The sequence below is a fragment of the Bacteroides sp. RTP31139st1_H2_RTP31139_211217 genome (genome assembly GCF_040227615.1).
In the GTDB taxonomy this organism is placed as follows: domain Bacteria; phylum Bacteroidota; class Bacteroidia; order Bacteroidales; family Bacteroidaceae; genus Bacteroides; species Bacteroides uniformis.
On sequence record NZ_JBCNZM010000085.1, the window covers coordinates 1 to 6,063 of the forward strand.

At 53.2% G+C, this 6,063-nt stretch carries 5 protein-coding genes; all 5 read right to left on the reverse strand.

Annotated elements, in window-relative coordinates; translation table 11 throughout:
* Positions 1-1,089: precorrin-6A/cobalt-precorrin-6A reductase (locus ABUA47_RS14395; RefSeq protein WP_349831715.1), on the reverse strand; the 1,089-nt coding region annotated here is incomplete at its 3' end.
* 32 nt (positions 1,090-1,121) lie between these two features.
* The gene (cobM, locus tag ABUA47_RS14400; protein WP_005829394.1) at positions 1,122-2,975 is read right to left on the reverse strand and encodes a precorrin-4 C(11)-methyltransferase; all 1,854 of its coding nucleotides are present in this window, start codon (positions 2,973-2,975) and stop codon (positions 1,122-1,124) included.
* 11 nt (positions 2,976-2,986) lie between these two features.
* On the reverse strand, positions 2,987-4,252 hold the full coding sequence (locus tag ABUA47_RS14405) for a bifunctional cobalt-precorrin-7 (C(5))-methyltransferase/cobalt-precorrin-6B (C(15))-methyltransferase (RefSeq protein WP_035448407.1): 1,266 nt from the start codon (positions 4,250-4,252) through the stop codon (positions 2,987-2,989).
* 99 nt (positions 4,253-4,351) lie between these two features.
* Positions 4,352-5,761 carry a precorrin-3B C(17)-methyltransferase gene (cobJ, locus tag ABUA47_RS14410; protein ID WP_035449265.1) on the reverse strand — a complete coding sequence of 470 codons (1,410 nt, stop codon included), beginning with the start codon at positions 5,759-5,761 and terminating at the stop codon, positions 4,352-4,354.
* Positions 5,762-5,860: 99 nt separating this feature from the next.
* On the reverse strand, positions 5,861-6,063 hold a 203-nt coding region (locus tag ABUA47_RS14415; RefSeq protein ID WP_349831716.1), incomplete at its 5' end, for a helix-turn-helix domain-containing protein.

Genomic DNA, 6,063 nt, shown 5'->3' on the forward strand with positions numbered 1-6,063 from the left:
GTCGTCCGGGGGAGTGTCTTCCGGCAGCGGGTCGTCTATGCGGAAAGGTATGGCTATATTGGCCACAACTTTCATCCCGTTGGTGATGTCCGGGTCGTCGCCGGCATCCTTGATGACGGTAGCGCTTGTCTCGAACATGCCGTCACCGTTTTCCAGAAGGTCGGAGTGGGGAATATGGTGCTGCGGCTCTACGGGAACCTGTATGGTTTCTCCGTTGGGAAGAACTACCGGAAATTCCGTAGGACGCTTTTTGAAGTAGATATTGAATACATCCCAGGTGGCGGCTACGGCGGCAGCGGCGGCACATGTTCCGGTAGTCAGTCCGCTGCGTAGGGGGAAGAAGTCGGGTAAATGTTTCTCGACTATGCGGCGCAGGCCATGCTCGCCGTTTACACAGATAAACTTGCCGGATGTCTTGGGGCGGCAGATGGCAAAGATGCGTATACCCAGTTGCCGGGCAGCTTCCACCTTCTCGCAGAATCCACCGGATATCCCGCTTTCCTTGAGGAGTATGGCTTCGGGATGAAGCTGTTTCATCAGGATTTGCTCGTCTTCTCCGGGCGTGTAGTAGTAGAGGTTCTTCTCGGAGAAACCTTGTTCCCGGGCGAGCTTGCGCGAGCTGTCACGGTCAAGGATGCGGAAGTAACAGCAGGCATTCTGCCACAAAGGCTTCAGCTTACCTATGGTCTGTACGCCGGTCAGTGCAAGTAAGATGAAAATCTTTTCTTTCTGTATCTTCTCGATGGCATCGTCATAATCCCTGCACCAGGTGATGTGTTCTTCATCGCGTTCCGGGAAGATACGCTCGAAACGGATGACGGGGATATTCGATTCCACGGAGACTTGTTCCAGAGTCTCATGCAGCTGTGTGGCAAAGGGGTGCGCGGCGTCTATCAGCAGCTTTATGTGATGCTGTGCACAGAATGTTTCTATTTCTATTGCATCCATCGCGCCTTGCAGGCGGATGCCATTATGCAGAAGTACGTCCTGCTCATCCCCTTTGGTAGAATAGTAGAAAGTTTTTCCGGCTTCTTCAAGGGTTTGGATGGCTATGCGTCCTTCGGTGGTTCCGCCAAATATTAATATCATGTTTGAATGTTTATGGGTGATTAATCGTTGATTTATTTCCGGTACAGATGCTTGAACTCGTGTGCATAGAGCCGTGACAGACCTTCACGGTTGCCGATGGCTTCGCCTACGACAATCATGGTTGTCAAGGTGAGGTTATTTTCCTTCACTATTCTGGCAAGGTCTTTGAGTTCCCCCCTGAATATTTGTTCGTCTTTCCATGTCAAGTGGTAGCAGACAGCTACGGGGGTAGTTTCCGGATATTCCTGCAACAGTTCTTCCTGCACCTGCTCCGCAATGCTTGCACTGAGGAAGATGCACATGGTACTTTGTGAGCGTGCCATGAGATGTAGCTTTTCGCGTTCGGGCATGGGCGTACGTCCTTCGCCGCGTGTTAGGATGATGCTTTGCACTTTTTCCGGAATGGTGAACTGCGACTTCAAGGCAGCTGCCGCCGCCTGGAAGGAGGATATGCCGGGGGTGATGTGGTAGCTCATGCCGTGCTGGTCAAAGTAGTTCATCTGTTCCTGAATGGCACCATAGATACATGGGTCACCCGTATGCAGGCGTACGATGAATTTTCCCTTGTCATAGAACTTCTTCATCACTTCAAATTGTTCTTCCAAATCCATGGAAGCGGAGCTGAGTACGGTAGCACCGGCCTTGGCACAGAGAGTCAGCTCCTTGGGAACGAGGCTGCCGGCATACAGAATGAGGTCGGCGCGTTCCAGCATTTGGCGTCCGCGTACGGAAACCAGGTCCGGGTCGCCCGGGCCGGCACCCACTATTTCGATGTGGCCCTGGCGCACAGTTCTTATGTCAAGGGCGGCGGCCACGGTATAGTTCTCTCCTTTCTTCTTGGGCACCAGCAGCCGGGAGTTGTTTGCACTCAGTAAGGCGGCGGCTTCGCTGACGCTGGGGGTACCCATGTGCTTCATGACGGTTTTGCTGGGATGGGGCACCTCTATCTCTGCCAGTTCCTCGGCTGTATAGAAGTAGACCGGGAACTTCTTTTGGAGCGCTTTCACTACCGGTTCGTCACTTTTAGCTTTAATCGTGGAGATGGAGGCGATGCTTTGGGGCATGATGCCGTATTCCTTCAGTGTGTTCATAATCTCTTTCTCCACTTTCCGCACGGGACCTGCCAGCCGGGCAAGGCCGATGCCGAGGTGTACGACACAGGGCACGTAGCATATCATAGGCATTTCCGGGAAGTTGGGGACTTGGGGAGATACGCACAGAATCAGTTTGAAGCGTGAAGGTTTAATGTCCTGCACCCGGTAGAATACTTCTACATGAGGCGGCAGGTGCGCCTCCATCCAGTCCGTGCCTTCATTGCGCACCGTGAGCAGCAGGGCGGTGGGCTTGCCGGAAACGAAGAGGCTGATATGCTCGTTCATGCATACTCTTTTTTTCTCTTCGGGCGTCTTGGCAAGTTCTGCCAGCAGGAGGGTGGAGGGTTCGGCGTTGATGACCGGAAACCACCCGAAACGTTGGGGCAGGGTATCGAGTCCCCATAGACCGGTGCAGTCGCTTTGCGTGGTGACTACCGGTTCGGCCCCGAGGATATTCGCTACCTGGTGGGTCAGTTCGTTGGCTCCTCCGATGTGTCCGGAAAGTACGGAGATGGCAAATTTACCGGTACTGTCCACGCAAATCACGGCAGGGTCGGTATATTTGTTCTTCACGCAAGGAGCGATGGTGCGGACACAGATTCCCATGGCGCCAATGAAGACAAAGGCATCATAGCGGTTGAAGTTTTCCGCTGTGAATTTGCCGGCGGATTCTATATGTGTGCATCCCTCTTCGTGCCTGAGGGTGAAGATTTCGGAGTCGGGAAGTTCGTTGAGCAGTGATTGGGCTATGCTCAAACCGGCTTCGGAGATTAGAATAATAGCTGTTTTCATAATGGGTATGTTTAAGAAAGCGTGGCTTTCATAATTTCAATGGGGTTATATTCGTTCAAGGCGATATGGGTGGAAGGGTGGAGCACCATTCCGTTCCGCTCGATTCCTCGGCAGAACGCCTCCTTGCTTTCTGCCGATACGGAGTTGAAGACGATGCAGCCTTCGGGGTGCAGCACTTGTTTCACTTTCTCTATCATTTCCTCCAGATGTCCGCCGTGTCCACCGATGAAGACGGCATCGGGGCGGGCAAAGGGAGTGAGGTCGGTGTGCAGGAAATCTCCGGTTATCGCCGTAATGCCCGGCGCGCCGAAGCGGCGGGAGTTGGTGTCCATCAGCTCTTTTCCTTCGGGGCGTATCTCGAAGGAGATGACGGCGAGATGAGGAAATTGCAGGCGGGCTTCGATGGAGACGGAACCGGTACAGAAACCGATGTCCCAGAAGACGCGGCGGCGGTTCAGTTCCAATGCCTGCAGGGTGAGCAGGCGGATGGGAGCCTTGGTTATCATGCGGGCGCGTCCGTCAAGATGTGCAAACTCTTCATCGGGGATGCCGAAGGGACGGACTGGAAAGTCTGGGGCTTCGCTACCGTGCAGGGAGTTTGTGCGGCATTGTCCGGGATGGCTGTCCAGCAGCAGGCAGTTGGGATGTTCGAAGTCACCGGAAACCGCTTCCTGGGGTGTCATCCGGCGTATGCGTTCCTTTTCGGGATTGCCGAGATGCTCGCCGATGTATAGTGTGTAGTGGGAGTACCCGTATTCCAGCATGCGGGCGGCAATGGTGGCCGGGGTATGTTCGCGGTCGGTGAGGATGCCTATTTTGGGGGCACGCTCTATGAGGGCACGGTCGAACTCCTGCCAGGGGCGTCCTGTCAGGGAGACGGTGCGCATGTCGTCATACGGCATGACGAGGCGGTGTGCCAATGTCTGCAAGGAATTGAAAGCGGGATAGAGCAGAATGTCTGCCCCGGGAAGCTTGCGCTTTATGGTATTGGCAAAACCGAAGAACAACGGGTCGCCGGAAGCGAATACAATGATGGAGTCGTCCGTCGCCGTCTCTTCGAAGCGGGCAAATATTTCTTCATAACGGGAAAAGACGCGGTCCAGCGGTACGGTGATGGAAATCCATTCGGCCCCGGCAGGCAGCAGAGGACCGACAATCTCCTTATGCCGTATGCCACCGGAGAAGACCTTCCCCTTCCGTATCTGTGCCAGTGCTTCCGGTGGAAAGAAGGGGGAACGGTTGTCATCCATTCCTATGATTATAAATCTGTGTTTCATTCAATGAGTAATCTTATGAAAATATCAAGTAATGTAAGGGGGCATAACAAGTAATGTTATCGGTCGTAACAAGTAATGTTATGGAATGTCTCTTTTCACTTACACATCCCTGCCCGGGCGCAACTGCTCCGCATCGTTGTAGCACAGCACGGAGTTCACCAGCGTGGCAGCTAAGTTACTGCCTCCCTTACGTCCTTCTACGATAATCTTGGGTATTTCCGTAAAGGGTTTCACCATGTGTTTGGACTCCTGCACATGCACGAAGCCTACCGGTGCAGCAACAATGCCCGCCGGATGTGCCTTGCCCTTACGTATCAGGTCGCAGAGTTCCATAAGTGCCGTAGGTGCATTGCCGAATACAAAGAAAGCATCGGGATGCTCCTCCACAGCCAGGCGGATGCCTGCCTGGGTACGGGTGATGCCTTTCTCTGCAGCCATCGTCGCTGTGCGCAGGTCGCCAAGGTAACATTTCACCTCTACGCCCAGCCGCTGCAAAGCTCCTTTGCGGATACCGCTGGCTGCCATCGTGACGTCTGTGACAATGGTCTTGATTCCGCCTTTCTCGATGGCTTGATACAAGGAAGCCACGGCACCTTCGTCCGTATGCAGCAGATACTCCATTTCAAAATCGGCGGTGGTATGTATGGCATGGAGTAAAGCCCATTTATGGTCGAGGGGAATATGTTTGTTCTTCAGTTCCTTTTCGATGGTATGGAAACTGCGAATCATGATGTCTTGCCCGATGCCCGTGGCTTCGGTATTCGTGTCCCGGTAATAGCCGCGCGGAGTGATGAAGGCTCCGTTCCATTCGTAGGACTGTGAGTTGCCTATCAATATGACTGTAAACATATCCACCTCTTCGGGATTGAAATCTCCCAGCGTGGTGATGTGTACCGCTTGTTCCGGGCGTCCTGCCTGGCGTACATATCCCACGGGCGTTTCCGGTGAGCGTCCTTCCTGCAGAAAGAGTTCTTTCAAGCGGTAAAGCTGCCAGTAGCGTCCTTCACTTTTGGGGTTGTAGACTGCCGTCACGAAGTCGGCGGCAGCGGCTGCGATGATACGCCTTTCAATACGCTCCCAGGGAGTCATCAGGTCTGAAAGGGAGATGACACAGAAGTCATGTCCTACGGGAGCTCCCAGCAGTGAGGCTGCCTTTTGGAAAGCGCTGATGCCCGGCAGCGAAACGATTTCCACGTCGCTGTTCCTTTCCCGCTTCATCTCGTAGACAAGCGGCGTCATACCATAGATGCCCGCATCCCCGGAACTGATGACGCAGACCGTCTTTCCCTGCTCCGCCAGCTCGAAAGCCTGCTCGGCACGGGCGCGTTCACGCTTCATGCCGGTATCTATGCATGCTGTTGAGGGGTGGAGATAAGGGATTACAAATTGAAAATAATACTTATATCCCACCACTACATCTGATTCTTGCAAAGCGGAAATTACGGCGGGAGTCATATCCGATTCATTGCCCGGTCCGATGCCGGCAACAATTATTTTGGGGTGTTTCATATCCATATGTTCTATTGGCATACAAAGATAGAACTTATATTTGATGAAACCGAAAAAACTCTGCGCTAATCCGCGTAATCTGTGGTGAAACTTTATTGTCTAAACCTGCAAGTGCCGGTATTCGCTCGGAGTATAGCCTACGTTCTTCTTGAACACGCGGTTGAAGTGCTGCGAATACTGGTATCCCAGTTCATAGGCAATCTGGCTGACTGTCTTCCCGCTTCCTATAATCATTTCTTTGGCCAGGTCGATGATTTTGTTCTGGATATATTCCTGCGCCGTCTTTCCGGTTTCCTTCTTCA